Source organism: Nonomuraea sp. NPDC051191 (assembly GCF_044455665.1).
Lineage (GTDB): Bacteria > Actinomycetota > Actinomycetes > Streptosporangiales > Streptosporangiaceae > Nonomuraea.
The window spans coordinates 433,991-457,777 of record NZ_JBITEZ010000003.1; the positions used below are offsets into that span (position 1 = coordinate 433,991).

At 71.0% G+C, this 23,787-nt stretch carries 28 protein-coding genes and 1 riboswitch; of the genes, 17 read left to right on the forward strand and 11 right to left on the reverse strand.

What is annotated here, in order from left to right:
* Window positions 1-79 precede the first annotated feature (79 nt).
* Window positions 80-2,050, forward strand: coding sequence for a M3 family metallopeptidase (locus tag ACIA8R_RS10510; protein ID WP_357697652.1), 1,971 nt, complete (start codon window positions 80-82; stop codon window positions 2,048-2,050).
* 28 nt (window positions 2,051-2,078) lie between these two features.
* On the opposite strand, the gene ACIA8R_RS10515 is transcribed toward ACIA8R_RS10510, so the two are convergent.
* Window positions 2,079-2,621 (reverse strand): PadR family transcriptional regulator, encoded by a 543-nt coding sequence (locus ACIA8R_RS10515; RefSeq protein ID WP_357697650.1) that lies wholly within the window; start codon window positions 2,619-2,621, stop codon window positions 2,079-2,081.
* Window positions 2,622-2,677: 56 nt separating this feature from the next.
* On the opposite strand from ACIA8R_RS10515, the gene ACIA8R_RS10520 reads away from it, so the two are divergent.
* Window positions 2,678-3,928, forward strand: a complete 1,251-nt coding sequence (locus tag ACIA8R_RS10520) for an MATE family efflux transporter (RefSeq protein WP_397037789.1) — start codon at window positions 2,678-2,680, stop codon at window positions 3,926-3,928.
* On the opposite strand, the gene gltX is transcribed toward ACIA8R_RS10520, so the two are convergent.
* Window positions 3,822-5,195 (reverse strand): glutamate--tRNA ligase, encoded by a 1,374-nt coding sequence (gltX, locus tag ACIA8R_RS10525; protein ID WP_397037791.1) that lies wholly within the window; start codon window positions 5,193-5,195, stop codon window positions 3,822-3,824. The two genes, ACIA8R_RS10520 and gltX, sit on opposite strands and share 107 nt — an antisense overlap.
* Window positions 5,188-5,964: a fumarylacetoacetate hydrolase family protein gene (locus ACIA8R_RS10530; RefSeq protein WP_364085062.1), complete on the reverse strand. Its 777-nt coding sequence runs from the start codon at window positions 5,962-5,964 to the stop codon at window positions 5,188-5,190. The genes gltX and ACIA8R_RS10530 overlap by 8 nt, the downstream gene beginning before the upstream one ends.
* Window positions 5,965-6,130: 166 nt before the next feature.
* Between ACIA8R_RS10530 and ACIA8R_RS10535 the strand changes: the two genes are divergently transcribed.
* The 7 genes from ACIA8R_RS10535 to ACIA8R_RS10565 are packed head-to-tail and all read left to right on the forward strand — an operon-like array spanning window position 6,131 to window position 9,098.
* On the forward strand, window positions 6,131-6,622 hold the full coding sequence (locus ACIA8R_RS10535; RefSeq protein WP_397038025.1) for an Asp23/Gls24 family envelope stress response protein: 492 nt from the start codon (window positions 6,131-6,133) through the stop codon (window positions 6,620-6,622).
* Window positions 6,619-6,945 (forward strand): hypothetical protein, encoded by a 327-nt coding sequence (locus tag ACIA8R_RS10540; protein ID WP_397037793.1) that lies wholly within the window; start codon window positions 6,619-6,621, stop codon window positions 6,943-6,945. The genes ACIA8R_RS10535 and ACIA8R_RS10540 overlap by 4 nt, the downstream gene beginning before the upstream one ends.
* Window positions 6,942-7,130, forward strand: a complete 189-nt coding sequence (locus ACIA8R_RS10545) for a hypothetical protein (RefSeq protein WP_364085071.1) — start codon at window positions 6,942-6,944, stop codon at window positions 7,128-7,130. The genes ACIA8R_RS10540 and ACIA8R_RS10545 overlap by 4 nt, the downstream gene beginning before the upstream one ends.
* Complete coding sequence (locus tag ACIA8R_RS10550; RefSeq protein ID WP_364085074.1) at window positions 7,127-7,498, forward strand: Asp23/Gls24 family envelope stress response protein; 372 nt, start codon at window positions 7,127-7,129, stop codon at window positions 7,496-7,498. The genes ACIA8R_RS10545 and ACIA8R_RS10550 overlap by 4 nt, the downstream gene beginning before the upstream one ends.
* Entirely contained in the window at window positions 7,495-8,157 is a 663-nt protein-coding gene (locus tag ACIA8R_RS10555; protein WP_397037794.1) for a DUF6286 domain-containing protein, read from the forward strand. Before ACIA8R_RS10550 ends, ACIA8R_RS10555 begins: the two co-directional genes overlap by 4 nt.
* Window positions 8,154-8,720 (forward strand): alkaline shock response membrane anchor protein AmaP, encoded by a 567-nt coding sequence (locus ACIA8R_RS10560; protein WP_364085080.1) that lies wholly within the window; start codon window positions 8,154-8,156, stop codon window positions 8,718-8,720. Before ACIA8R_RS10555 ends, ACIA8R_RS10560 begins: the two co-directional genes overlap by 4 nt.
* Before the next feature lie 24 nt (window positions 8,721-8,744).
* Window positions 8,745-9,098, forward strand: a complete 354-nt coding sequence (locus ACIA8R_RS10565; RefSeq protein ID WP_397037795.1) for an antibiotic biosynthesis monooxygenase family protein — start codon at window positions 8,745-8,747, stop codon at window positions 9,096-9,098.
* Here the strand turns inward: ACIA8R_RS10565 and ACIA8R_RS10570 are convergent.
* On the reverse strand, window positions 9,095-9,691 hold the full coding sequence (locus tag ACIA8R_RS10570) for an HD domain-containing protein (protein WP_357697628.1): 597 nt from the start codon (window positions 9,689-9,691) through the stop codon (window positions 9,095-9,097). The two genes, ACIA8R_RS10565 and ACIA8R_RS10570, sit on opposite strands and share 4 nt — an antisense overlap.
* A 139-nt stretch (window positions 9,692-9,830) precedes the next feature.
* Here ACIA8R_RS10570 and ACIA8R_RS10575 point away from each other — a divergent pair, with 139 nt between their 5' ends.
* Window positions 9,831-11,462, forward strand: a complete 1,632-nt coding sequence (locus ACIA8R_RS10575) for a heparinase II/III family protein (protein WP_397037796.1) — start codon at window positions 9,831-9,833, stop codon at window positions 11,460-11,462.
* On the opposite strand, the gene ACIA8R_RS10580 is transcribed toward ACIA8R_RS10575, so the two are convergent.
* Window positions 11,459-12,190, reverse strand: a complete 732-nt coding sequence (locus ACIA8R_RS10580; RefSeq protein WP_397037798.1) for a PIG-L family deacetylase — start codon at window positions 12,188-12,190, stop codon at window positions 11,459-11,461. The two genes, ACIA8R_RS10575 and ACIA8R_RS10580, sit on opposite strands and share 4 nt — an antisense overlap.
* A gap of 83 nt (window positions 12,191-12,273) precedes the next feature.
* Between ACIA8R_RS10580 and ACIA8R_RS10585 the strand changes: the two genes are divergently transcribed.
* Complete coding sequence (locus ACIA8R_RS10585) at window positions 12,274-13,131, forward strand: phosphotransferase (RefSeq protein WP_364085092.1); 858 nt, start codon at window positions 12,274-12,276, stop codon at window positions 13,129-13,131.
* Here the strand turns inward: ACIA8R_RS10585 and ACIA8R_RS10590 are convergent.
* Window positions 13,128-13,580, reverse strand: a complete 453-nt coding sequence (locus ACIA8R_RS10590) for a hypothetical protein (protein WP_397037801.1) — start codon at window positions 13,578-13,580, stop codon at window positions 13,128-13,130. The genes ACIA8R_RS10585 and ACIA8R_RS10590 overlap by 4 nt on opposite strands.
* Before the next feature lie 152 nt (window positions 13,581-13,732).
* Between ACIA8R_RS10590 and ACIA8R_RS10595 the strand changes: the two genes are divergently transcribed.
* From ACIA8R_RS10595 to ACIA8R_RS10610, 4 genes are read left to right on the forward strand one after another with little or no spacing between them, the layout of a single operon-like run.
* The gene (locus ACIA8R_RS10595) at window positions 13,733-14,863 is read left to right on the forward strand and encodes a sensor histidine kinase (protein WP_397037803.1); all 1,131 of its coding nucleotides are present in this window, start codon (window positions 13,733-13,735) and stop codon (window positions 14,861-14,863) included.
* Window positions 14,860-15,573: a response regulator gene (locus ACIA8R_RS10600; protein WP_397037805.1), complete on the forward strand. Its 714-nt coding sequence runs from the start codon at window positions 14,860-14,862 to the stop codon at window positions 15,571-15,573. The genes ACIA8R_RS10595 and ACIA8R_RS10600 overlap by 4 nt, the downstream gene beginning before the upstream one ends.
* Window positions 15,574-15,582: 9 nt before the next feature.
* On the forward strand, window positions 15,583-15,843 hold the full coding sequence (locus ACIA8R_RS10605) for a type II toxin-antitoxin system Phd/YefM family antitoxin (protein ID WP_397037807.1): 261 nt from the start codon (window positions 15,583-15,585) through the stop codon (window positions 15,841-15,843).
* Complete coding sequence (locus tag ACIA8R_RS10610) at window positions 15,828-16,235, forward strand: PIN domain-containing protein (RefSeq protein WP_397037809.1); 408 nt, start codon at window positions 15,828-15,830, stop codon at window positions 16,233-16,235. The genes ACIA8R_RS10605 and ACIA8R_RS10610 overlap by 16 nt, the downstream gene beginning before the upstream one ends.
* Window positions 16,236-16,371: 136 nt before the next feature.
* Here the strand turns inward: ACIA8R_RS10610 and cimA are convergent, their stop codons facing one another.
* Window positions 16,372-17,949, reverse strand: coding sequence for a citramalate synthase (cimA, locus tag ACIA8R_RS10615; protein WP_364085110.1), 1,578 nt, complete (start codon window positions 17,947-17,949; stop codon window positions 16,372-16,374).
* Window positions 17,950-18,144: 195 nt separating this feature from the next.
* The gene (locus ACIA8R_RS10620; protein WP_364085113.1) at window positions 18,145-18,789 is read right to left on the reverse strand and encodes a thioredoxin domain-containing protein; all 645 of its coding nucleotides are present in this window, start codon (window positions 18,787-18,789) and stop codon (window positions 18,145-18,147) included.
* 134 nt (window positions 18,790-18,923) lie between these two features.
* Here ACIA8R_RS10620 and ACIA8R_RS10625 point away from each other — a divergent pair, with 134 nt between their 5' ends.
* Window positions 18,924-19,571, forward strand: coding sequence for an O-methyltransferase (locus ACIA8R_RS10625; RefSeq protein WP_357697613.1), 648 nt, complete (start codon window positions 18,924-18,926; stop codon window positions 19,569-19,571).
* Window positions 19,572-19,635: 64 nt separating this feature from the next.
* On the opposite strand, the gene ACIA8R_RS10630 is transcribed toward ACIA8R_RS10625, so the two are convergent.
* Window positions 19,636-20,733, reverse strand: a complete 1,098-nt coding sequence (locus ACIA8R_RS10630) for a branched-chain amino acid aminotransferase (RefSeq protein ID WP_357697612.1) — start codon at window positions 20,731-20,733, stop codon at window positions 19,636-19,638.
* Window positions 20,734-20,921: 188 nt separating this feature from the next.
* Window positions 20,922-21,968 carry a 3-isopropylmalate dehydrogenase gene (locus tag ACIA8R_RS10635; protein ID WP_397037812.1) on the reverse strand — a complete coding sequence of 349 codons (1,047 nt, stop codon included), beginning with the start codon at window positions 21,966-21,968 and terminating at the stop codon, window positions 20,922-20,924.
* A 99-nt stretch (window positions 21,969-22,067) separates the two neighbouring features.
* Window positions 22,068-22,221, forward strand: a riboswitch (cyclic di-AMP (ydaO/yuaA leader).
* Between the two features lie 30 nt (window positions 22,222-22,251).
* Here ACIA8R_RS10635 and ACIA8R_RS10640 point away from each other — a divergent pair.
* Window positions 22,252-22,806 carry a C40 family peptidase gene (locus ACIA8R_RS10640; protein ID WP_397037814.1) on the forward strand — a complete coding sequence of 185 codons (555 nt, stop codon included), beginning with the start codon at window positions 22,252-22,254 and terminating at the stop codon, window positions 22,804-22,806.
* Here ACIA8R_RS10640 and ACIA8R_RS10645 read toward each other — a convergent pair.
* The gene (locus tag ACIA8R_RS10645) at window positions 22,790-23,782 is read right to left on the reverse strand and encodes an NAD(P)-dependent alcohol dehydrogenase (protein WP_397037816.1); all 993 of its coding nucleotides are present in this window, start codon (window positions 23,780-23,782) and stop codon (window positions 22,790-22,792) included. The two genes, ACIA8R_RS10640 and ACIA8R_RS10645, sit on opposite strands and share 17 nt — an antisense overlap.
* Window positions 23,783-23,787: the final 5 nt, after the last annotated feature.

Genomic DNA, 23,787 nt, shown 5'->3' on the forward strand with positions numbered 1-23,787 from the left:
CGGTCTCCGGCGGACTGCGGCACGGGCTCCGGCGTGCCAAGCTGAAGAGGACAAAACACCACGTGGAGGAGCCCCAGCGTTGGCCGAGAACCCGTTCTTCGCCCCTAGTAGCCTGCCGTACCAGTTGCCTGCGTTCGCGGACGTCCGCGAGGAGCACTACCTGCCCGCGTTCGAGCGCGGCATGGCCGAGCACCTGGCCGAGGTCGACGCGATCGCGAACAGCACCGAGCCGCCCACCTTCGACAACACGATCGCGGCCCTGGAGCGTTCTGGGCGCGTTCTCGGCCGTACGGCCACGGTCTTCTTCAGCATGGCCGCGTCCAACTCCAGCGACGGGATCATGGAGATCGAGAAGGAGATCTCCCCGAAGCTGACCGCGCACAACGACGCGATCCGCCTCAACCGGGCGCTGTGGGCGCGGATCAAGCAGGTCGGCACGTCCGACGCCGAGGAGGCGTGGCTGCTGGAGAAGTACCGGGAGGACTTCGTCCGGGCCGGGGCCGACCTGTCGGAGTCGCAGCAGGACCGGCTGCGCGAGCTCAACGGCGAGCTGTCGAAGCTCTCGACCGAGTTCGCGCAGACCCTGCTCAAGGCGTCCACCGAGGAGGCCCTGGTCGTCACGGACGCCAAGGAGCTCGACGGCTTCGACGAGGCCAGGATCGAGTCGCTGCGCCAGGACGACGGCACGTACGCGCTGCCGCTGCTGAACTTCACCAACCAGCCCGGCCTGGCCCAGCTCACCGACCGCGACGTGCGCCGCCGCCTGTACGAGCTGAGCGTCGGCCGCGCCCCGGCCAACTTCGGGCGGGCGGTCCAGATGGCCACGCTGCGGGCCGAGCGGGCGGCGCTGCTCGGCTTCCCCGACCATGCCGCCTACTCGGTGGCCGACCAGACGGCCAAGACCGTCGAGGCGGTCGAGGAGATGCTCGGCCAGCTCGTCGGCCCGGCCGTGCGCAACGCCGGCAAGGAGGCCGAGGCGCTGGCCGGGCAGGCCGGGTTCGCGATCGAGCCGTGGGACTGGTCGTACTACTCGGAGAAGGTGCGGCTGGCCCGCTACGACTTCGACGCCGACGCCATGCGGCCCTACTTCGAGCTCAACCGGGTCTTCAGGGACGGCGTGTTCTTCGCCGCCACCAAGCTCTACGGCCTCACCTTCACCGAGCGGCCCGACCTGGACGGCTACCACCCCGACGTGGCCGTCTTCGAGGTGTTCAACGAGGACGGCGCCCCGCTGGGCCTGTTCCTGCTCGACCCCTACGCCAGGGCGAACAAGCGCGGCGGCGCGTGGATGAACAACCTGGTCGACCAGTCGTACCTGTTCGACGAGCTGCCGGTGGTGATGAACAACCTCAACATCACCAAGCCGGCCTCGGGGCCGACGCTGCTGACGTACGACGAGGTGAACACCGCCTTCCACGAGTTCGGGCACGCGCTGCACGGGCTGTTCTCGGAGGTGCGCTACCCGCGTGTGTCGGGCACCAGCGTGCCGCGTGACTTCGTCGAGTACCCCTCGCAGGTCAACGAGATGTGGGCCACCTGGCCGGAGGTCCTGACCAACTACGCCAAGCACCACGAGACGGGCGAGCCGATGCCCGCCGAGCTGGTGGAGAAGCTGCACGCGGCCGAGAAGTTCAACCAGGGCTTCACGACGGTGGAGTACCTGGCGGCCACGCTGCTCGACTGGGCCTGGCACCGGCTGGCGGCCGGCGAGCAGGTGGCCGACGCGCAGGCGTTCGAGCAGGCGGCCCTGGAGGCGGCCGGGATCGACGTGGCGCTGGTGCGCCCCCGCTACCGGACGAACTACTTCGCCCACATCTTCTCGGGCGGCTACAGCGCCGGCTACTACTCCTACATCTGGAGCGAGGTGCTCGACGCCGAGAGCGTGGAGTGGTTCAAGGAGAACGGCGGCCTGACCAGGGCGAACGGCGACCACTTCCGCCGCGAGCTGCTCTCCAGGGGCGGCAGCCTCGACCCGCTGACCGCCTTCCGCAACTTCCGCGGGCGCGAGCCGGGCATCGGGCCGCTGCTGGCCCGCCGCGGCCTCGACTGACCGTCCCCTCCCCCGGGAATCGTCTCCCCTACGGCTCCGGCAGCTCCTCGATGCGCTGCCGGAGCCATTCCTTCTCCGCCCGGCTCGACGCCCGGGCGATCTCCAGCATGCCCCGCCGGTACGGGTCCGGCTCGTCCTTGATCCGGACGGGCCGGCCGCCCTCGTGGAAGAAGCTCGCCGGGGCCTCCAGGAAGGCCAGCCTGAGGCGCAGCACCCTTGACCGGTCGGCGGGGTCGGGCAGCGCCGACAGGAACGTCAGCAGGGCGAAGAAGCGCGTCTGGTCGCTGATGTCGAGCTCGCTCGGGTCGCGCAGCCGCCGCAGCAGCTCCTGGCGGCCCTCGCCGGTGAGCGTGAGCACCTGCCTGCGGGCCGCCGCCGCGCCCGCCTCCTCGTGCCGTTCGACCAGGCCCTTGGCCTCCAGTCTCGATATGGCGGGGTAGAGAGCGCCGTCGCTGACCGGGCGGAGGTGGCCGGTGAGCGCGGTCAGGCGGGCCTTGAGCTCGTAGCCGTGCATCGGACGCTCGTTCAGGAATCCCAGGATGGTGAGGGACAGATCCCCGCCGCTTGCCATGGCCCGCATCGTAACGCTATACCTCTAAAAGAGGTATAGCGAAACGAGGTATTGGCATGTTCAGGCTGGCTCTCCCCATCTACGTGGAGCTGCTCACGGCCGTGGTCGCGGTGGGCGTGATCGACCTGCTGTGGGTCTCGGGGCTCGGGGAGGGGGCCATCGCGGCCGTCACCGTGGGCACCACGGCCGAGTACCTGGCCTACGGGCTGTTCCTGGCCGTCCCGACGGGGGTGACCGTGCTCGTCGGGCGGCGTGACGGGCAGGCGCCGATCGGGCCGGTGATCAGGACGGGGTGGATGTTGTGGGCCGCGTTCTCGGTGGCCGTCGCCGTCCCGGGCGTGCTGCTGCGCGAGCCGCTGGCGGCTCTGTTCACCGACGATCCCGGGCCGACGGCGGGGTTCTTCCTGATCTCACTGGGCGGGCTGCCGGTGTTCTTCGCCCAGACGGTCGTGGACGCGATCCTCAAAGGGCTGGGCGACACGAAGACCCCCATGCGGAACGCGCTGATCTGCAACGCCCTGGTCATCGTCCTGGACCCGCTGTTCATCTACGGCCTCGACCTGGGCGTCCAGGGGGCCGCGCTGGCCACCGTGGCGGCGCGGCTGGTCACGCTCGGGGTGGCGGTCACCTCCGTCGTACGGCTGCGCGCCGACCCCGGCGACGGCCTGCTCGCCGGGGAGGTGCTGCGGACCGGCCTGCCCATGTCGGGAGACTTCCTGGCCCGTTCCCTGGTGGGCATGGCGCTGGTGGAGATCGTGGCCGGGTTCGGCACGGCCGAGGTCGCCGGGTACGGCATCGGTCAGAAGATCATGCTGGCGGGGGTCATGGTCTTCTACGCGCTGCGCCAGGCGGCGATGATCCGTACCGCGCGGTCGGAGCCGGTCGGGTCGCCGCTGCGGCTCGGGCTGGCGACCGGGGCGGTGGTCGCGGTCGTGCTCAACCTGGTGGCCGCGCCCGCGGCCGGCCTGTTCACCGGCGATCCGGCGGTGACCGTGGGCTTCCTGCGGTGGATGACGCTCTACCTGGTGCCGTTCGGCGGGCTCATCGCCGTCGGGGGGGTGCTCCAGGCAAGCGGAAGGGGCAGCCGCCTGCTCGCCGCCACGCTGGCGGGCTTCGCGGTGCAGCTGCCCCTCGCCTATCTGCTGAGCTCGTGGCTCGGCGTCACGGGGGTGTGGCTGTCGATGGCCGTCGGGTCGTCGCTCAGCCTCGCAGGCGCCCTAGCGCCGCTCGGATCCGTTCCGTGGCACGCTCGCGCCCGAGCACCTCGATCGACTCGAACAGCGGCAGGCCCACGGTCCGGCCGGTGATCGCCACGCGCACGGGGGCCTGGGTCTTGCCCAGCTTGAGCCCGAGCGGCGCGCCGACCTCCTCCAGGGCCTCCTTGAGCGACTCCGCGTCCCAGGGGACCGTCTCCAGGCGGGTGAGGTAGGCGCCGAGGATCTCCTCCGGGGAGTTCTTCATCGCCTTGTCCCAGGACGGCTGGTCGAAGACGGGCTCGTCGAGGAAGAGGAAGTCGACGTTCTGCCTGATCTCCGACAGCACGGCGATGCGGGTCTGGGCCAGCGCCGCGACCTTGCTGAACAGCTCGCGGTCCCAGGCGGGGTCGAGGTACGGAGAGCAGCGCTCCTCGAAGGTCTCCAGCGGCAGCGCCCTGATGTACTCGCCGTTGAAGGCCCGCAGCTTCTTCTCGTCGAAGAAGGCGCTGGCGGAGTTGACGTCCTCCAGCTTGAACAGCGGGACCATCTCCGCCCACGGCATGATCTCGCGGTCCTCGCCGGGGCCCCAGCCGAGCAGCATGAGGTAGTTGACCATGGCCTCGGCGAGGTAGCCCTCGTCGCGGTAGTCCTCCAGGGCCACCTTGTCGCGGCGCTTGGACAACTTCTTGCGCTGCTCGTTGACGATCACCGGCAGGTGGGCCCAGATCGGCGGGTTCGAGCCGAGCGCCGGCCACAGCAGCACCTGCTTGGCGGCGTTGCCCAGGTGCTCCTCGCCGCGCACGACGTGCGTGATGCCCTGGGTGATGTCGTCGACGGCGTTGGCCAGCACGTAGAGCGGCGAGCCGTCGGTGCGGGCGATCACGAAGTCTTCCTGGGCCTCGTTGGGGAACTCGACGTTGCCCCTGATCAGGTCTTCGACGACGGTGACGCCCTCGTCGGGGGTGCGGAAGCGCACCGCGCCCTCGGTCAGGCCGCGCTCACGGCAGAAGCCGTCGTAGCCCTTGTGCTCGGAGTCGGTGCGGGCCACCAGGGTCTCACGGGTGCAGTCGCAGTGGTACGCCTTGCCGTCGGCCAGCAGCTTGGCCACGGCCTCGCGGTGCTGCGGCTCGTAGGCCGACTGGAAGTAGGGGCCCTCGAACACCGGGTTGGTGCCGTTGATGCCGATCCAGTCGAGCGCCGAGATGATGCCCTCGGTCCACTCCGGACGGTTGCGCGTGGCGTCGGTGTCCTCGACGCGCAGGACGAAGCGGCCGCCGGACTGTTCGGCGAGGGCCCAGTTGAACAGCGCCGTGCGGGCGCCGCCGACGTGGAACATGCCGGTCGGGGACGGGGCGAAACGCACCCGTAGATCAGTCACGGGAGACCACCTTGTTCGTGAGAGTGCCGATGCCTTCGATGCCGACGCTGACCTCGTCGCCGATCTCCAGCGGGCCGATGCCCGCCGGGGTGCCGGTCAGGATGACGTCGCCGGGGATCAGCGTCATGACCGCGCTGACGTAGGCGACCAGCGCGGGGATGTCGTTGATGAGCTGGCTGGTGCGGCCGCTCTGCCGGATCTCGCCGTTGACCGTGGTGGTCAGCGCCAGGTCGCTCGCGTCGAGATCGGTCTGGATCCAGGGCCCGAGCGGGCAGAACGTGTCGAAGCTCTTGGCCCGGGTGAACTGCACGTCCTTCTTCTGCAGGTCGCGGGCGGTGACGTCGTTGGCGCAGGTGTAGCCGAAGATGACGTCCTTGACCCGGTCGACGGGCACGTCGCGGCAGAGCCTGCCGATCACCACGGCCAGCTCGCCCTCGTAGTCGACCCGGTCGGACAGCGAGGTCGGGTAGGCGATGGCCTCCCCGTGGCCGATCACCGACGTGGACGGCTTCATGAAGATGAGCGGCTCGTCGGGCACCTCGTTGCCCATCTCGCGGGCGTGCTCGGCGTAGTTCCTGCCGATGGCGACGACCTTGCTCGGCAACATCGGGGCCAGCAGCTTCACCTGGGACAGCGGGAAGCGGTCACCGGTGAACTGCACCTGGCCGAACGGATGGCCGGAGACCGTGGAGACGAACTCCTCGCCAGGGCCGCCTTCGACCACGCCGAACGACACGCCTTCGCCTGTGGAGAACCTCGCTATACGCACCTGACAAGGCTATCGCCGCCGTCGCAGGGGTCCGCCCACCGCCGCAAAAGTCAGGAACCCTCCATAAATGCCCCCAGAGTCCGTTTTGTTGGGTATCGGAGGTGATTAACCGGATATCTCTGCCTATCTAGAGACTTCTAGGGGGTGATGGAACGTGCCGGACACGATGGTCAACCAGACCTCTGCCGTACCGCGGGCCAGAACACAGGACGGCGGATCGGCGAACCCGCTGGTCACCGACAAGGGCACGACGAGCATCGACGACGTCGTCGTCGCCAAGATCGCCGGACTGGCCGCACGCGAGGTCTCCGGCGTGCACGCCATGGGCGGCGGCGCCGCCAGGGCGCTCGGCAGCATGCGCGGCATGGTCGGCGGGGAACGCAGCGTCGCGCAGGGCGTCTCGGTCGAGGTGGGAGAACGCCAGGCGGCCGTGGACATGGACCTGGTCGCCGAGTACGGCACCGCGATCCCGGACCTGGCCGCCGCCGTGCGCAGGAACGTCATCGCGGCGGTCGAGCGCATGTGCGGCCTGGAGGTCACCGAGGTCAACATCAGGGTCGACGACGTGCACCTGCCCGGCCAGGACCGCGACAAGGACAGGGAAATGGGCGACGGTCGCCGCGAGGTCATCGAGCAGCCGGAGCCCCGGGTCCAATGACCCGGCCCGACGCCCCCGCCTGTGGCAGGGCCGACACCGAGACCGACGCCGAGGCGGAGGCCGAGGCGCTGGCCGAGCTCGTGCGGGCCTGCCCAGGGGTGGCGGGGCTCTCCGGCGGCCCGTTCGGGACGGTGGCGACGTACCTGCGCGGGGAGCGGGTCAGGGGCGTCTCGACCGGCGAGGACGTGGTGGAGGTCGCCATCGTGGCGACCCTGGAACGGCCGCTGCCCGAGACCGCCGAGGACGTCCGCCAGGCAGTGTGGAAGCTGACCGGCGGGCGTCCCGTCAACGTACGCATCGACGACGTGGTGGAGGAATCATGAGCAACGTCCCTTGGCTGCCGGTCATCGGCATGATGGTCGGCATCATCCTCGGATTCGCGGGGGCCTTCGGCGGCCTCGGCGCGTTCCTGCTCGTCCTCGTGCTCGGCGCGGTCGGCTTCCTGGTCGGCAAGATCGCCGAGACCGGCGAACTGAACCTGTCGGGCCTGACCGCGAGGCGGCGATGATCACGACCGCTCCCCAGGTGACGGTCCCCCGGCAGCGGCTCGCGCCGGGGGACGAGCCGGAGCGGCGGGGCCGTACCGAGATCGCCGACCGGGTGGTCGCCAAGATCGCGTGCTGCGCGGCGCGGGAGGTTCCCGAGGTGCGCGACGTGCAGCTGGGCGGCGTGCCGTGGACGCGTTCGTCCAGCGCCGAGGTGCGCGGCGAGCGGGCCACCCTGAAGCTGAACGTGACCGTCGCCTACCCGGCCCCGCTGCACGCCGTGGCCGCGCGGCTGCGGGAGCACGTGCGCAACCGGGTGGCCATGCAGACCGGCCTGAACGTCACGCGCCTCGACGTGATCATGACCGATCTGGCGGGAGGCCCGGAATGACCCGCCCCCTCCCGCCCGAAGAGCCTGAGGAGGCGCAGGGGGCCGTCCCGGCGGATGGGGCCGGGGCCCATCGGGGCTGGGCGGAGGCCGTGCCGCCGCGCGACAAGGGGGCCGACCGGGCCGCGGTGCGCGCGTTCCGGCCGCAGCGCCGGGCGCCCGCCATCGTGGTCGCCGTCCTGCTCACGCTGCTGGGCCTGCTGGTCGCCGCCGAGACGGTGTCCGCGCTGGTCGGCAGCCCGTTGCGATGGCTGCCGTACGACCGGATGCTGGCGTGGGCGTCCACGACGCCGTGGTCGCACCCGCTGGTCCTGGCCGGGGCCGCGATCGTCGCGCTGATCGGCCTGGCGCTGCTGGTCACCGCCCTGGTGCCGGGACGGCCGCGGATGGTCCCCGTACGGACCGGCGACCCCGACCTGATCATCGGGGTGCGTCCCAAGAGCTTCACCAGGGCTTTGGAGCACGCCGCCGAGGAGGTGCCGGGGGTGCGCTCGGCCCACGCCACCCTGCGCGGCCGCACGGTCGCCGTCACCCCCGCCACGTCCGGCTGGGACGACGAGGGCTTCGGCCACGCCGTGCGCGAGGCCGTGCTCACCAGGCTCGCCGGGCTGGACCCGGTGGAGCCGTACCAGGTGGCGGTCAACGTCAAGGAGCGGCGATGAACAGGCGGACCGGGCGCGGCAACCGCTGGGGGCTGGCCCTGGTCGGCCTGGTGCTGGCCGTCCTCGGCGGCCTGACGCTGGCCCGGGGCCTGCTGGGGCCGTCCACGCCGATCGTGGACGCGGGCACGCGCGGGTTCTTCGCCGGCAACAGCCCGCTCGTGTGGTGGGTCGTGGCCGCCGTGTCGGTCCTGGTCGCGCTGCTGGCCCTGCGCTGGCTGGTCGTGCAGGGCCGCAGGGACGCCCGCACCCGGCTGCGCCTGGAGAGCGGCCCGGACGGCGTCACCGAGATCGCGGCGGGCGGGATGGCCCACGCGGTCGCCGCCGACGTCGAGGCCAGCCCCGCCGTCCTGAACGCCGACGCCGACCTGGTCGGCCCGCGCGGCCACCCCGAGGTACGGCTGCGCGTGGCCGCCGACGAGGCCGCCCCGATCGCCGAGCTGAGCGAGCACCTGTCCAGGGTCACCCTGCCGAACCTGCGGGACGCGCTGGACAGGGATCACGTGCCGGCGGTGGCCCGCGTTAGCCTGGAGCCCTCACCTGCGACGCAGCGGGTCGTGCGCTAAGGCTTCGCCGAGAGGGGTCCTCCGTTGTCCATCGTGAAGATCAACGTTCTGACCGTGCCCGACGAGATGCGCGAGGAGCTGGAGAAGCGCTTCTCGGGCCGGGCCGGGATGGTGGAGTCGGCCGACGGGTTCGAGTGGTTCGAGCTGCTGCGGCCGGTCGAGGGCACCGACCAGTACCTCGTCTACACGCGCTGGCGCAGCGAGGAGGACTTCCAGACCTGGCAGCAGGGTCAGGCGTTCCAGCGCGGCCACGCCCAGGCCGCCGCGGCCGCCGGGCAGGGGCAGGGACAGGGGCACGGTCACGGGCAGGGCCCGGCGGCGACGGGCTCCCAGGTGTGGAGCTTCGACGTCGTGCAGAGCGCCGGGCCCAAGGGTTAGGCGTCGAGCGGGTTGTTCGCGATCCGGTCGGCGGCCCCGTTGCGGACGAACCGGCCGGCGATGCTCGACGGCTTGCGCGCCCCCTGGTCGGCGATGCAGGCGGCGAACTCCTTGGCGATCTCCAGCCGCGGATGGCGCTCCAGAACCTCGCGCCGCACGCCGTCGGGGATGTCCTCGGTACGCCGTCCGGAGATGTCCATGCCGGTGGAGAGCTCCAGCAGGTGACCCTCCGGGTCCTCCTCCAGCGGCACCTCCTCCCACATGTGCCGGACGATCACCTCGGAGGCGCGCAGCCGGCGCTCGGGCGACCAGCCGGCCCCCGCGCAGAACGCCCAGGCCACATGGCCGCCGGCCTCCTCGAAGGGCACCGTCTGGCTGTCGAACTCGGCGACCAGGCCGAGATCGTGCAGCATCGACGACACGTAGAGCAGCTCGGCGTCGAAGTCGATCGCCCTGCTCTGGGCGTACGCGGCGGCCCACAGGTAGGCGCGCACGGAGTGGTTGAGCAGCGAGGGCGTCTGGTAGCGCGTGGCCACCTCCAGCGCACCCCGGCAGGCTGGCGTGTCAGGGATCACGATGTCGTCGTATCTCACGGATTCAGCATGACATCCGCGCTGCCGCAGGCACCGGTGGGCATCGGGCCGTTAACGATCCGGTACGCGACTTGACCGCTTGATCGTGATTCCGAAAGCATGTCCCGCCCTCACTTCTTTGTCCGGAAGGAACCCTGGCGTGCGCCGGCTCGCGATACCTCTTGCCCTCATGCTCGCGACCAGCGGGCTGGTGAGTCCCGCGCAGGCCGCCGACAAGGTGACCCGCACCGCGCAGTGCCAGGGAGACTGGCTGCCGGGCACGCCGACGGCCGAGGACGTCATGAAGGGCGAGATCTCCCTGGTGGGGCTGCCGGCGTACAAGCTGGGCAAGAACGTCGACTGGGGGGCGAGCCCGTACCGGAACCGGTCGTGGGAGTTCGTCTTCCAGTCGCTGCGCTGGATGGGCACCCTGGTCGTGGCCTACGAGAACACCGGCGAGCAGCGTTACCTGGATCGTGCCACCGAGATCACCAAGGACTGGGTGGCGAGCAACCGGCGCGGCGCCGCCGCGACCAAGCCGTACGTGTGGAAGGACCACCCCGTCTCGCTGCGCACGCAGCCGCTGCTGTGCCTGAGCATGCACGTCAAGGAGAGCTGGCTGAAGGACAGCCTGGCCGACCACGCCAAGCTGCTGTCGGACGCGCGGTTGTACAAGAAGGGCCACAACCACGGCATCGACCAGGACATCGCCCTCATGGGCATCGGCTGCCGCTACGGCCGCTCCGACTGGTCGAACCTGGCCTCCAGGCGGCTCACCGGCACGGTCAAACTGGACGTCGACTCCCAGGGCGCGCTCATGGAGCAGGCCCCCCGCTACGCGGTCTACGTGTACGGCCGCCTCCAGGTCGCCATGACCAACATGAAGGCCTGCGACCGCAAGGTGCCGTCCGAGATCAGCCGGCGGGCCGAGGCGCTGAAGGACTTCATCGCCCACTCCACGATGCCCAACGGCTACATGGCCCCGATCGGCGACGGCAGCGCCGAGACCGAGCCCAAGATGGAGACCGGCACCCCGAAGCAGAAGGTCAAGGTCTACAAGGCCGGTTACGTCTACGGCCGGACGGCCTGGGGCAAGCCGGACTCGTCGTACTACTCGATCAGGTTCGGCCCGGGCATGAAGTTCCACGGGCACGAGGACCACCTGGGCGTCACGTACTACGCCCAGGGCCACGACATCCTCATGGACGGCGGCTTCCACTCCTACGAGAAGAGCGCCTACCGCTACTGGACGCTCTCCCCCGAGGCGCACAACGTGCCGACGGTCGAGGGGGCCCGGTTCCGGCCGCGCACCTCGTCCAAGCTGACCAAGACCTCCTACGGCAAGGACCGGCAGGCCTTCCGGCTCACGGACAAGGCCTACGGCGTGAGCCGGACGCGTGCGGTGCTGGTGAACCACGGCCAGGACCTGATGGCGGTGCTCGACACGGCCTCCGGGGGCAAGAAGGTCAGGAACCTGTGGCGGTTCGCGCCCTCGTACAAGGTCGTCTCGAACTCCGGCGGCAAGGTGGTGCTGGCCGACGGCGCCTTCAAGGTGACGCTGATGCAGTTCTCCGCGTGCCGCCGGGTCGGCGGGCAGAAGGTGGAGCGCGGCGGCAAGCTGGGCTGGGTGTCGCCCACGTACCTGGCCAAGGAGGCCACCAACGTGGTGGTGTCGCCGGCGGCCAGGTCGCTGCTGACGGTGATCGTGCCGGGCACCGACTCGCCGAAGGTGTCGTGCTCGGGCGGCAAGCTCAAGGTCGAGGGCCAGCCCCTCTCCGCCGGGCTGCTCTAGAACGCGATCCGGCGGTACCACTCGTTGGACAGCATCTGGGCGCGGGCCCGCTCCGGCAGCCCGGTCAGCATGGTCATCGACGCGCCGCGCCCGACCTCGGACTCGTGGGCGAGCATCGCCGCCCACTTGCGCTCCGACCAGCGCGACACGTCGATCGCGGCCGAGACCTGGTCGTCGGGGACCCCGGGCAGGGCCTGGCCCGGCTCCGGGTCGGCGCCGAAGACCGCCCGCCAGTGTGACGTCACGACCGAGCGCGGGATGGTCGCCAGGTAGAGCGCGTGCGGCCGCCAGGGCTCGCCCGCGTCGCGGTGGAGCTGGTCGTACCCGGCCGCCTCGACGGCGGCCAGGGTGACACGGTGCACGTGGACGTGGTCGGGGTGGCCGTAGGCGCCGAAGCCGTCGTAGGTGAGCACGACGTCGGGCCTGACGTCCCTGATGTGCTCGACCAGCAGGCCCACCGCCTCGTCGAACGGCACGTCGAGGAAGCGCGGGCGGCCGAGGGCGGACTCGGGCTTGTTCGCGTCGGCGAAGCCCAGCAGCCGGGGCTTGCCCGCGCCGAGGATGTCGAGGGCCCGTTCCAGCTCCTGCGCGCGCTGGGTGCCCTCGGCCCACGTGCAGGTGACGACGGCCGTCCGCGCGCCCTCGTCGGCGTATTTGGCGAGGGTGCCGCCCGTCCAGATCGCCTCGTCGTCGGGATGGGCGTGCACGCCCAGCACACTGAAGCTCATGGATCACCATCGTATGGAGGCCGGGCACCGCTCCGGACCCACGTAAGCTCGGGCGGAACATCCGGCGCGGAAGAAATGACCCGATGAGCGAGCCCGTACCCCCTGATCTGATGGAGATCGCCGACGTGCTCGTGCCCGGCGCTCCTCTCGACACGGCGCGGCTGGCCCGTGGCGGGATGCACGACGTCGTCCTGGTGCCCGGGGTGGCGGCCGTGCGGGTCGGCCGGCGGCCGAGCGTGTCCGAGGCGCTGCCGCGGCGGACCGAGCTGCTGCGCGCGATCGGTGCCGCCGGGCTGCCGTTCGCCGTGCCCGAGCCGCTGACGCCGGTGACGACGTTCGGGGAGCGCGCGGCCGTGGCGGTGTCCTGGGTGCGCGGCGCCGGGCACGACGCGGGCCAGGGCGACCCGGCGCTGATCGGCGAGCTGCTCGGGGCCCTCCGCGAACTTCCGGTCACCCCGGAGCTGCGTGCCCTGCTGCCCGCCCCGCGCGCGTACGCCGGGCCGGCGAGCTGGAGCACGATCCTCGCCGAGGAGGTGCTCCCCCGCTTCCCCGCCAGGTGGCGCGACGAAGGGCGGCGACGCCTGGACGACGCCCTGGCCCTGGAACCCGTCCCCGACGCGCTGGTCCACGGCGACCTGGTCGGCGACAACGTCCACTGGGACGAGAACGGCAAGCTGGTCGGCGTCCTCGACTGGGACCGGGCGCACCTGTTCGACCCGGCGATCGACGCGGCCTTCATGGGCTGGCACGGCTGGCACACCCTGCGCGACGCCGTCGACGCCGGCACCTACCGGCGGGCGGTCACGTGGGAGCGCGCGTTCGGGGTCAACCAGCTCGTCGCCCTCCTCCTGCTCGGCGGCGAGCCCCTGACCCTCGCGGACAGCTTCACGACCCACGTCGTCGCCTGGCTGGACGAGGACGGTGGCCCGGACCGGCTCTAGACGGCCCGCTCCCGCGCGACCGGCATGCGGATGATCGACACCCCGACGGCTCCGAACGCGGCCAGCAGGATGACCGGACCGCCGATCCCCAGGACCAGGTTCCACGCGCTCGCCCCGAACAGCCACACGACGATGCCCAAGAGCACGCCCGCCGGGAACCACCAGCCGGCCCGCGCGTACGCGACCGCGACGAGCACCAGCCCCAGGAAGGACCCGATCATCCCGGGCAGTTGCCAGGCGGCGATCAGGGCGGGCACGAACAGCACCCAGGCGTAGTGCAGGAGCGTCGCGCTGACGCCCACCGCGCCCGGGTTGCGCGCGTAGACCAGCGGATCCTCGACCCCAGGCCGGGACGGGTCGAAGATCATGCCGAGGATCAGGCAGACCGGGGCCAGGACGAGGCTCGCGCCGGCCAGGAAGCGGCGGATGAGGAGTGCGTCGGTGAACATGCCGGGCACGGTAGGCGTCGCCCGCCGGGCCGGTCGTCAAGGCAGGCTTGGATCCGGCGTCCCCCTCACGGCGGATTCCGCAGCGCATCGCGGCAGGTTTTCGCCCGAACTCGCTGCACAAGGTGACAATCCGGGCGGGCTACTCTCGGCTCATGCTCCACCGCCGTTCCCCCTCCCCGGTCGACTGGCTCGTCGCGGCGATCGTGGCCCTGTTCGCGGTCGCGGAGGAGGTCAGCGTGCGCTCGATGGCCTCCCCGCGCTCGCATGTGCTCCTGTGGGTCGCCGCCGGGCTGGTCACGGCCGCCGGGGTGCTGTTCAGGACGCGCGCCCCCTTCGCGATCCTGGCCGTCTTCTCGGCCGCCGACATCGCGACGTTCGCACTGGCGCTCGGGCCGCCCGCGGCCTGGCAGTTCTACACCCAGCTCGTGCTGCTGTGCACGCTGCTGGCCGAGGTGCGCGCCGACAGCGTGAAGGCCGTGGCGGGGCTGGGGCTGACGGGCGTGTTCGTGGCCGGCATGCTGGCGACGTCCTCGCCGCCGCCGGGCTGGGGGGACGTCGCCGTGGCGCTGGTGATGTGCGCCATCGCCGCCGGAGCCGGGCTGGCCGTACGCCGCCACCGCGTGCTGGCCGTGCAGGCGGCCGATCGCGGCGAGCTGCTGGCCCGCGAGTCCGTGCAGGAGGAACGTGCCCGCATCGCCCGCGAGCTGCACGACATCGTCGCGCACAGCGTCAGCGTGATGACCATGCACACCGGCACCGTACGGCTGCTCCTGCGCGCGGACCAGGAGCCCGAACGGCAGGCGCTCACCACCGTGGAGGCGGCCGGGCGGGAGGCCATGGAGGAGCTGCGGCGCATGCTCGGCCTGCTGCGCGGCACGCAGGCCGGCGACCCGCTCCCGCAGGCCGGGCTCGACCGGCTGGAGGACCTGCTGGAGCAGTTCAGGTCGGCGGGGCTCGACGTGACGCCGGCGATGTCGGGCGAGCGGGTGCCGCTGCCTCCCGGGCTGGATCTGTCGGCGTACCGGATCGTTCAGGAGGCGCTGACCAACACGCTCAAGCACGCCGGCCCGACGCGGGCGGCGGTCAACGTCACGTACCTGCCGGGAGAGCTGCGGCTGGAGGTCACCGACGAGGGCCCGCGCGGAGCCCGGCCGCCGTCGGGCGGGGGCGGCGGCCACGGCCTGATCGGCATGCGCGAGCGGGCCGCCCTCTTCGAGGGCACGCTGACGGCGGCCCCCCTCCCCGCGGGCGGCTTCGCGGTACGGGCGGTGCTCCCCCGGTGACGCCTACCTCCCCCGACCCCGACGACGAGCCCGGACGGATCGGCGTGGTGATCGCCGACGACCAGGCGATGATCAGAGCCGGGCTGCGCCTGATGATCGGCACCCAGCCGGACCTGGCCGTGCTGGGCGAGGCGGCCGACGGGGAGCGGGCCGTGGAGCTGGCCCGCGGCCTGCGTCCCGACGTCGTCCTGCTCGACATCGCGATGCCCCGCCTGAACGGGCTGGAGGCCGCCGGACGCATCCTCGCGGCCCCCGCCCCGCCCCGGGTGATCATGCTGACCACCTACGACACCGACGAGAACCTCGACCTCGCCCTGCACGCCGGGGTCAGCGGGTTCCTGCTCAAGGTGTCGCCGCCCGAGCACCTGTTCGCCGCCATCCGCAGCGCGGCGCGCGGCGACGTCCTGCTGGACCCGGCCGTGACCGGGCGCGTCGTGGCGGCCTACCGGCGTACGGCCCCACCGGCGTCCCCGGCGGCCATGGGGGTGACCGCCCGGGAGGAGGAGGTGTTGCGGCTGGTGGCGCGGGGGCTGTCCAACACCGAGATCGCCGGCACGCTGTCCATCACGGAGGCGACCGTCAGCACCCACATCAACCGCCTGCTGACCAAGCTCGCCCTCCGCGACCGCGCCCAGCTGGTCCGCCACGCCTACGAATCAGGCCTCGTCCGCCCCGGTGACCCCCCGGACGACATCCCATCGATCAGATAATCTGATTCCATGAAGGTGATGACCGCCACCGAAGCGTCCAGAAGCTTCGCCGCCGTCCTCGACGAGGCCGAACACGGAGAGACGATCGTGGTCACTCGCGGCGGGAAGCAGATCGCCGTGATCGGACCGGCTCCCGCGGCACCGGGCCGCATGGTCAAGGCGTTCCTGGCGAGAAGCGCGGCCTCCTTGGACGCCGACTTCGCCACCGATGTCGCCGCAGCCCGCGAGGCGTTCGACGACGAGATGAGGGACACGTGGCCCGACGCCTGATCCTGGACACAGGGGTGCTCATCGCAGCCGAGCCCGGCAGGGCGGCGATCGACGCGGTGATCGGGGACACCGACGATGTGGCGATCGCGGCGATCACCGTGGCCGAACTGCTCGTGGGCGTCGAACTGGCCGACGACGCCCGTCGCCCGTACAGGCAGGCGTTCGTGGACGAGGCCCTCGCCCTGATTCCGGTCGAGGAGTACACCACGGACGTCGCCAGGGTTCATGGGCGCCTCATGGCCCATGTCCGGCGGGAGGGGAAGAAGCGAGGAGCCTACGACCTGCTCATCGCGGCGACGGCGGCGGCCACCGCGCGCGTCGTGGTCACCATGGACGCCTCCGCCGCGTTCGACGATCTCCCCGGCGTACGGGCCGTGGTCCTTCCTCACTGACACCGGCAGCGCCCAGCGATCCGCCACCGGGCCCGCCCGGCTCACCCCTCGCCCCGCGACCCCGACCGAGGGCCACCCCTCCAGGAGGGCGGCCCTCAGCCGCGAAGCCCGCTCGGAGCGAGCGTCGCCTCGGGGGTCAGCCGCAGTCGCGGCCCGCGCGCAGCAGGCCGTACGTGACCGCCTGCTCCAGCGCCTGCCAGGAAGCGTCGATGATGTTCTCGGCCACCCCCACCGTCGCCCACTCGGCGGTGTCGTCGCTGGAGGTGATGAGGACGCGGGTGACGGCGTCCGTGCCGTGGGTGCCTTCGAGGATGCGGACCTTGTAGTCCACCAGCTCCAGCCTGGCCAGCTCCGGGTAGAGCTGCTCCAGCCCCTGCCGTACGGCCTTGTCCAGGGCGTTGACGGGGCCGTTGCCCTCGCCGGTGGCGACGATGCGCTCGCCCTTGGCACGCAGCTTGACGGTGGCCTCGCTGACCAGCTCGCCGCCCTTCGTACGCTCGACGATCACCCGCCACGACTCCACCTCGAAGTGCCGGCGGCGCTCCCCCTGGACGGTGTCGCGCAGCAGCAGCTCGAACGACGCGTCCGCGGCCTCGAAGGTGAACCCCTGCGACTCCAGCTCCTTGACCCGCTCGACCAGCGTCTTGGTGTGCTCCGGGGTCAGCTCGTAGCCCAGCTCGCGGCCCTTGAGCTCGACGGAGGCGCGGCCGGCCATGTCGGAGACGAGCATGCGCATGTCGTTGCCCACGGCGGCCGGGTCGATGTGCTGGTACAGGTTGGGGTCGACCTTGATGGCGCTGGCGTGCAGCCCGGCCTTGTGCGCGAAGGCGGACATGCCGACGTAGGGGGCGTGCGAGTTGGGGGTGACGTTGGTGACCTCGGTGATCGCGTGCGCGATGCGGGTCATGTCCGCCAGCGCCTCCTGCGGGACGAGGTCGAAACCGCGCTTGAGCTGGAGGTTGGCGACGACGGTGAAGAGGTTGGCGTTGCCCGAGCGCTCGCCGTAGCCGTTGGCGCAGCCCTGGACGTGCGTGGCGCCCGCCTTGACCGCGGCGAGGGTGTTGGCGACGGCGCAGCCGGTGTCGTCGTGGCAGTGGATGCCGACGCGGGCGCTGGTCTGGACGGCCGCGTGCACGGTCTCGGCCAGCTCGTCGGGCAGCATGCCGCCGTTCGTGTCGCACAGGGCGATGACGTCGGCCCCGGCTTCGGCGGCGGTCCGCAGCACTTCGAGCGCGTAGGCTGGGTTGGACTTGTAGCCGTCGAAGAAGTGCTCGGCGTCGAGGAAGACTCGCTGTCCCTCCGCACGAAGGTGAGAGACCGTGTCGCGGATCATCGCGAGGTTCTCCTGGAGAGTCGTGCGGAGGGCCAGCTCCACGTGCCGGTCGTGGCTCTTGGCGACAAGGGTCACGACCGGCGCGCCGGATTCGCGCAATGCGGCTACCAAGGGGTCGTCGGCGGCCTTCACACCGGCCCGGCGGGTCGCGCCGAACGCGGCGAGCTGCGCGTGCTTCAGGTCGAGCTCTGTTCGAGCGCGCCTGAAGAACTCTGTGTCCTTGGGGTTGGCGCCCGGCCAGCCCCCCTCGATGAAACCGACGCCCAGGCTGTCCAGGTGCCGCGCGATGGCGAGCTTGTCGACGACGGTGAGGTTGAGTCCTTCCTGCTGCGCGCCGTCGCGCAGCGTCGTGTCGTAGACGTGGAAGCGGTCGTCGGCCATGAGTCTCTTCTTTCGGATCCGTGTCCTGGAAAACAAAAAGACCCCTCACGGACGTGAGAGGTCTGCGCGCTGGCGGTGTCCCTGTGTCAGCCAGCGCGCCTGCCGATAATGAGCAGACTGTAGAACATGGTGCCTGCCAGTCTGCCACAGGGATTCACCATCTGGCACATCGGTCTCAACTCGTGGACACGACCTTTACACTTGCACGCCGGTGCCGCCGACGATGACGCGTTCGAGCGCCGCCGGGTCGAACACCTCGTTGCCGAGCTGCTGCCCGTTGAGCAGGACGGTCGGCGTGCCCTGGATCTGGATCTTCGCGGTCTCCGCCAGGTGCGTCTTGGCGTACGACTGCGAGGTCACGCACTCGTCCACCGAGGCGCCCGCCTTCCTGGCCGCCGCGACCAGCTCCTGCACGGTGAAGCCCGAGGCCGTGCCGTGCGGGGCGGGCTGCATCGCGTAGAGCGCGTCCCTGAAGGCCAGCCAGTTCTCCTCCGGCATGCACCGGGCGGCGGCCGCGGCCCTGATGGAGTTGGAGCGCATGGGCTCGTCCTGGAAGATCGTCACGGGGTGGAAGACGACCTTGAGCCTGCCCTCCTTGGCCAGCTTCTGGATCGTGCCGTCGACCTTGGAGTGCATCTCCTTGCAGATCGGGCAGTCGAAGTCCTCGTACACGTCGAGCACGGGCGCGTCGCTGGACCTGTCGGCCAGGACCATCGAACCGTCGAGCTGCCTGGTCAGGCGTACCGACCCGGCCGTCTCACCCGGCTCCGAGAAAGCCAGCACACCCAGCACCACCAGGGCCGCACCCGCGACCACGACCGCAATCAACCGCTTCATCATCCGCCCATTTCCCCGCTCACCGATCGCGCAGACCCTACCAACGCCAGAACCACTCTCCGGACGGCCGCCCGGCGCGGCTCCCTCATTGGTACCTGATGACGGTGAGAGAACGCTGTGAGGAGAGAATGACCTTCATGAAGGCGAACCTCCTCGACCCCGCGGTGGGCCGGTACATCCTCGACCACTCCACCCCGCCCGACTCCCTGCTGGAGGAGCTGGCACGGGAGACGGCCGAGGCGACGGGCGACCGCGCCGGCATGCAGATCTCCGCCGACCAGGGCCGCTTCCTGACCATGCTCACCCAGCTCGCGGCCCCGGCCGTGGCGGTCGAGGTGGGCACGTTCACCGGCTACTCCTCGATCTGCATCGCGCGGGGGCTGTCCGGCGGGCGGCTGCACTGCTTCGACGTGAGCGAGGAGTGGACCTCGATCGCCCGGCGCTACTGGGAGAAGGCGGGCGTGACCGACCGCGTCTCGCTGACGCTCGGGCCCGCCCTGGAGACGCTGGCCGCCTTCGACGAGCCCGTCGACCTGGCCTTCCTCGACGCCGACAAGGGCAACTACCCCGGCTACTACGAGCTGCTGGTCGAGCGGCTGCGGCCGGGCGGCCTGCTGCTGGCCGACAACACGCTGCGCAGCGGGCACGTGGCCGACCCGGCGCACGCGGAGCCGACGACGGTGCAGATCCGCGAGTTCAACGACCTGGTGATCGAGGACCCGCGGGTGAGCGTGGTCGTGCTGCCGATCGCCGACGGGATCACGATGATCAGGAAGAACCACTAGACCCCCCTTGACCACGGGATCCCGGCGGTGGCCGGCGGCTGAACGCCGGCCTCCCGGGCACGCCCTAGGCGATCTTGTGGATCCAGCCGCGGGTGTCGGGGCGGGCGCCGTACTGGATGCCGACGAGCTCCTCGCGCACCCGCATGGTCACCGGGCCCGGGGTGCCGTCGGCGATGGTCCAGGAGCGGTCGGCGCCCCTGACCGAACCCACGGGGGTCACCACGGCGGCGGTGCCGCACGCGAACACCTCGGTCAGCTCGCCGGCGGCGCAGGCGGACTCCCACTCGTCCACCGAGATCAGCCGCTCCTCGGTCTCCAGGCCGAGCTCGTCGGCCAGCTCCAGGATCGACTCGCGGGTGATGCCGGGCAGCAGGGTGCCGGTGAGCGCCGGGGTGACGAGCTTGTTGCCGAAGACGAAGAACAGGTTCATCCCGCCCATCTCCTCGACGTACTCGTGCTTGTGGGCGTCGAGCCAGACGACCTGGTCGCAGCCGTTCTCGACGGCCTGGCGCTGGGCGACGAAGGCGGCGGCGTAGTTGCCGCCGCACTTGGCGAAGCCGGTGCCGCCGGGCGCGGCGCGCGTGTACTCGGTCGACAGCCACACCGAGACGGGCTTGATGCCACCGGCGAAGTACGAGGCCGCCGGCGAGGCGATGACCATGTACTTGTAGGTCTTCGACGGGTAGTTGACGCCGAGCCCGGCCTGCGTGGCGAACATGAACGGACGCAGGTAGAGGCTGTGGCCCTCGGTGGTCGGCACCCACTCCTTGTCGGCCGAGACCAGGAGCTCCAGCGACTCCACGAACGCCTCCTCCGGCAGCTCCGGCATGGCCATGCGCTCGGCCGAGCGGTTGAAGCGGGCGGCGTTCGCGTACGGACGGAAGGCCACGATCGAGCCGGAGATCTGCCGGTACGCCTTCAGTCCCTCGAACAGCTCCTGCGCGTAGTGGAAGACCGAGGTCGCGGGGTCGAGCAGGAGCGGCCCGTACGGCAGGAGCGCGGCGTCGTGCCACCCCTGGCCCTCGGTGTAGTCGATCGTGATCATGTGGTCGGTGAAGACCTGCCCGAACCCGGGGTTCGCCAGTACCTGCTCCCGCTCGGCCGCGGTGCGAGCGTGGTCGGAATGCTGCACGTCGAAGCTGAGCTTCTGAGCGATGGTCATGACGGCGGTCCTTCTCTCTGCGAATCTACGATCCTGAAAGCTACTGCCCACGAGCAGTATTCGTACTTCCTATTGTCTTGCCATTTGGGATGGCAAGAGGCAGTTGGGATGGGTTCAACCCTCTGGACGCCAAAAAGCGCCTGGCAGTCCTCGTCGGGACCGCCAGGCGCGTACGGGGCTAGACGGTCCTAGCCGGATACTCGCGCGGAGATGTCGTCGCCGATCTCGCTGGTCGAACGGCCGGCGCGGCCGGTGACGCGCTCGGCGATGTCGGCGGCCACGGCCTGCTCGACCTTGGCGGCCTCGGCGTGCAGGCCGAGGTGGTCGAGGAGCATGCCCACGGACAGGATGGTGGCGGTCGGGTCGGCCTTGCCCTGACCGGCGATGTCGGGCGCGCTGCCGTGCACCGGCTCGAACATGCTCGGCGAGGTGCGCTCGGGGTTGATGTTGCCGCTGGCCGCCAGGCCGATGCCGCCGGCGATCGCGGCGCCGAGGTCGGTGATGATGTCGCCGAACAGGTTGTCGGTGACGATCACGTCGAAGCGCTCGGGCTGGGTGACGAAGAACATCGAGGCCGCGTCGATGTGGCTGTAGTCGGTGGTGACGTCGGGGAACTCCTCGGCCACGCGGTTGACCATGCGCTGCCACAGGTCGCCGGCGAAGGTGAGCACGTTCGTCTTGTGGACGAGCGTGAGCTTCTTGCGGGGCCGCGACTGCGCCTTCTGGAAGGCGTAACGAACGACGCGCTCGACACCGTGGGCGGTGTTCAGCGACTCCTGGGTGGCGATCTCGTGCGGCGTGCCGCGCCGCATGACGCCGCCGGTGCCGGCGTAGAGGCCCTCGGTGCCCTCGCGGACGACGACCATGTCGATGTGCTCGGCGGTGGCGCCGGCCAGCGCGGTCTCGACGCCGGGGAACAGCTTGACCGGGCGCAGGTTGACGTAGTGGTCGAACTCGAACCTGAGCTTGAGCAGCAGGTCGCGCTCCAGGATGCCCGGCGGCACGCTGGGGTCGCCCACGGCGCCGAGCAGGATCGCGTCGTAGCCGCGCAGCTCTTCGAGCACCGCGTCGGGCAGCGTCTCGCCCGTGCGGTGGTAGCGGGCTGCGCCCAGGTCGTAGTGGGTGGGCTCGATCTTCGTGCCCACGGCCTCCAGGGCCTTGAGCCCTTCGGCTACGACCTCGGCGCCGATGCCATCCCCGGGGATGACGGCCAGGCGGATGTTACGCGACTCCATGGGCGGTACCTTACCGGCTCGTCTCGGCTGACGAACACATCATCTCAATCTCCGGACAATCCGTTTTGGGGGGATTGCGACCTTTTGACCGTTTCGTTAGAGTCCGACGAGCCTAATCCACGCAGCCGCTGCGTGGAGCCGGGGACCCATCTTTCCCCCCGGGGCGAATCGGCACCGCTCTCAAGCACCGCCGTAGGGCTACTTCCAGGCCCGAGCCCGTCAGCTAACCCGGCCGGCCACGTGGAAGGACAGTCCCCTGTCTAGCATCGCCATTCTCCTGGCGGTGGCGGCGGGCGGAGCGGGTCTCGCGCCCGCCGCTCCCGTCGCTCCCGCCGCCCCCACCCCCGCCATCACCCTCACCGGCCCCCAGGTGAAACAGGTCCAGGAACGGCACGTGCCGAAACCGGCCTGGAAGGTCGCCCTCGAATACGCCATGGACAAGCGCGGCACCCCGTACGTGTGGGGCGGCGCCAGCGAGCGGGGCTACGACTGCTCGGGCCTCATGCTCCGGGCCTACGAGGACGCCGGCATCGAGCTCCCCAGAGTCGCCGCGGATCAGTACGGCGCCTTCTCCAAGAAAATCGCCTGGAAGGACCTCAAACCAGGCGACCTGGTGTTCTTCAGCGGCCTCGGCCACGTCGGCATGATCTCCAAGCCCGGCTACATGGTCCACTCCCCCCACACCGGCGACGTGGTGAAGGAGGAACGCCTGTCGCAGTGGCGCAGGCAGGCCTTCGTCGGCGCGGTACGCCCCGACCCCAAGGGCGTCAAGCGCTGGGCCGACTACGCCCAGCTCCGCAAGGCCCCGGCCCCCGCCATGCTCACCGCGACCCTGTGACGACGACCTTCCCCGGCGAGTGTCCCTCCTCCTGGTAGCGGACGGCCGCCGGGATCTCGCCGAACGGGAAGGTCCTGTCGATGACCGGGGTGACCTCCCCCTGCTCGATCAGCCCGGTCAGCGTCAGCAGGTTCGCCCTGTTGCTCCCGCAGCGGACCACGTCCGCCCTGACGATCCGCTGCGGGACGAAGGACGCCGACGCCAGTGCGGCGAACATGTGGCCGGCCGGCTGCACCCAGCGGCCGGCCGGCCCGCCGACCAGCACGTACGTGCCCTTCCTGGTCAGCACGCGACGGCAGTCCGACAGCCGGCGGCCGCCCGCCACGTCGATGAGGAGGTCGAAGCACCGGCCCGAGGCCGCGAAGTCCTCCTTGGTGTGGTCGACGACGTCGTCCGCGCCGAGCGAGCGGACCAGGTCCGCGTTGCGCCCGCCGCACACGCCGGTGACGTGGGCCCCCATCGACCTGGCGAGCTGCACGGCGAACGTGCCCACACCGCCGGACGCGCCGTTGACCAGCACCTTCTGGCCCGGCTGCACGCGTCCCTCGTCGCGCAGCGCGATCAGCGCGGTGTTGGCCGCCATCGGCACCGCCGCCGCCTGCTCGAACGACAGCCCCCGCGGCTTGGGGGCCACCTCGTCCTGCCGCAGGCAGACGTACTCGCCGAAGCCGCCCCGCAGGGACATCGCGTACACCTCGTCGCCGGGGCGGAACAGCGTGACGTCCTTGCCCGCCGCCTCGACCTCCCCCGCCACGTCGGCCCCGAGGACGGCGATGCTCGGCCGCAGCAGCCCGACCCCGCCGCCCATGACCCGGGCCAGGTACGGCTCTCCCCGCATGAAGTGCCAGTCATAGGGCTGCACGGACGTGGCCCGCACCCGGATCAGCACCTCGTCGTCGCGCGGCACGGGCCGCTCGACCTCGGTCAGGACGAGCTGGTCGGGCGAGCCGAACCTGCGCAGGACGTAGGCCTTCATCGTTT

Excerpts from the sequence above, each read along its gene's own strand:
- ACIA8R_RS10545 (WP_364085071.1), top strand. The coding sequence starts at position 6,942 with ATGAGCAACGTCCCTTGGCTGCCGGTCATCGGCATGATGGTCGGCATC.
- ACIA8R_RS10635 (WP_397037812.1), bottom strand. The coding sequence starts at position 21,968 with ATGGAGTCGCGTAACATCCGCCTGGCCGTCATCCCCGGGGATGGCATC.
- ACIA8R_RS10630 (WP_357697612.1), bottom strand. The coding sequence starts at position 20,733 with ATGACCATCGCTCAGAAGCTCAGCTTCGACGTGCAGCATTCCGACCAC.
- ACIA8R_RS10555 (WP_397037794.1), top strand. The coding sequence starts at position 7,495 with ATGACCCGCCCCCTCCCGCCCGAAGAGCCTGAGGAGGCGCAGGGGGCC.
- ACIA8R_RS10550 (WP_364085074.1), top strand. The coding sequence starts at position 7,127 with ATGATCACGACCGCTCCCCAGGTGACGGTCCCCCGGCAGCGGCTCGCG.
- ACIA8R_RS10580 (WP_397037798.1), bottom strand. The coding sequence starts at position 12,190 with ATGAGCTTCAGTGTGCTGGGCGTGCACGCCCATCCCGACGACGAGGCG.
- ACIA8R_RS10520 (WP_397037789.1), top strand. The coding sequence starts at position 2,678 with ATGTTCAGGCTGGCTCTCCCCATCTACGTGGAGCTGCTCACGGCCGTG.
- ACIA8R_RS10585 (WP_364085092.1), top strand. The coding sequence starts at position 12,274 with ATGAGCGAGCCCGTACCCCCTGATCTGATGGAGATCGCCGACGTGCTC.
- cimA (WP_364085110.1), bottom strand. The coding sequence starts at position 17,949 with ATGGCCGACGACCGCTTCCACGTCTACGACACGACGCTGCGCGACGGC.
- ACIA8R_RS10605 (WP_397037807.1), top strand. The coding sequence starts at position 15,583 with ATGAAGGTGATGACCGCCACCGAAGCGTCCAGAAGCTTCGCCGCCGTC.
- ACIA8R_RS10625 (WP_357697613.1), top strand. The coding sequence starts at position 18,924 with ATGAAGGCGAACCTCCTCGACCCCGCGGTGGGCCGGTACATCCTCGAC.
- ACIA8R_RS10560 (WP_364085080.1), top strand. The coding sequence starts at position 8,154 with ATGAACAGGCGGACCGGGCGCGGCAACCGCTGGGGGCTGGCCCTGGTC.
- ACIA8R_RS10620 (WP_364085113.1), bottom strand. The coding sequence starts at position 18,789 with ATGATGAAGCGGTTGATTGCGGTCGTGGTCGCGGGTGCGGCCCTGGTG.
- ACIA8R_RS10515 (WP_357697650.1), bottom strand. The coding sequence starts at position 2,621 with ATGGCAAGCGGCGGGGATCTGTCCCTCACCATCCTGGGATTCCTGAAC.
- ACIA8R_RS10540 (WP_397037793.1), top strand. The coding sequence starts at position 6,619 with ATGACCCGGCCCGACGCCCCCGCCTGTGGCAGGGCCGACACCGAGACC.
- ACIA8R_RS10595 (WP_397037803.1), top strand. The coding sequence starts at position 13,733 with ATGCTCCACCGCCGTTCCCCCTCCCCGGTCGACTGGCTCGTCGCGGCG.
- ACIA8R_RS10535 (WP_397038025.1), top strand. The coding sequence starts at position 6,131 with ATGGTCAACCAGACCTCTGCCGTACCGCGGGCCAGAACACAGGACGGC.
- ACIA8R_RS10590 (WP_397037801.1), bottom strand. The coding sequence starts at position 13,580 with ATGTTCACCGACGCACTCCTCATCCGCCGCTTCCTGGCCGGCGCGAGC.
- ACIA8R_RS10645 (WP_397037816.1), bottom strand. The coding sequence starts at position 23,782 with ATGAAGGCCTACGTCCTGCGCAGGTTCGGCTCGCCCGACCAGCTCGTC.